This is a genomic window from Mesorhizobium sp., assembly GCF_004962925.1.
Lineage (GTDB): Bacteria > Pseudomonadota > Alphaproteobacteria > Rhizobiales > Rhizobiaceae > Mesorhizobium.
In genome coordinates, this window is sequence record NZ_SUEO01000413.1 from 1 (window position 1) to 771 (window position 771).

Sequence of the window (771 nt, forward strand, 5' to 3'; positions counted from 1 at the left end):
AAAAAGGAGATGATGAAACGACTTCTAATCGCATCGGCAATGATGGCCCTGTCAACCGGTCTTGCCTTTGCCCAGTCATCGGGCAACACCAGCACGAGCGGATCGTCTTCGACCACAACGACAATGCCCAGCACTCAGGGCACCGATTCGACCACCACGAACGCCACCAACCCCAATTCAGCAAAGGACTGCGCACCGGGCCAACAGACAGGCAGCGCCAAACAGGCGGCTCCTGGCCAGCAGGACACCGATGCAAAGTCGGCAGCTCCGGGTCAGATGAAAACGACGACTGAAGGTTGCTAATCCAAGAGCGGAAGGGTCCCCGACATGCAGCCCCGCTGGCATCCGTCGGCGGGCTTTCTGCTGTAGGCATCCATTTCGAGCGGGTCGTGGCCCGGCTGCTCATGCTAGCTGACCTGCCGCATCGCGCCTATCGACGGCTCAGCACGTTGGGCGAGTATGAAAATGTCCCTGCTGGCTCGGCGGCCGGTGATCAGAGGCCCGAGGTTTCGATGGTTTCATGTTCCGGGCAATGCCTTTGCGGCTTCGGTCAAGGTCGCCCGATCGTTGCCATGCTTGCGGATCAGATCGCGGACCTGATCGGGCGTGATGGTGTTCTTCAGAGCAAAATAGTTCACCTCATAATCACGGTCGCCCCGTAGTTGACGGTAGCTGCGGGGCAGGCGGCGGCAAGAAAGGTCGTTGCGGATCGACATGGCCGGGTATCAATTTCAGGTCGACCTCGACAGGACGTTGCTATTGCTGGATCCC

General features: G+C 59.4%; 1 protein-coding gene and 1 pseudogene. One reads left to right on the forward strand and one right to left on the reverse strand.

The window, feature by feature from the left end:
• Positions 1-303: pseudogene (locus E5W87_RS35460) on the forward strand (hypothetical protein); the annotation flags it as partial.
• Positions 304-518: 215 nt separating this feature from the next.
• Here E5W87_RS35460 and E5W87_RS35465 read toward each other — a convergent pair.
• Positions 519-716 carry a DUF3606 domain-containing protein gene (locus tag E5W87_RS35465; protein ID WP_292408627.1) on the reverse strand — a complete coding sequence of 66 codons (198 nt, stop codon included), beginning with the start codon at positions 714-716 and terminating at the stop codon, positions 519-521.
• Positions 717-771: the final 55 nt, after the last annotated feature.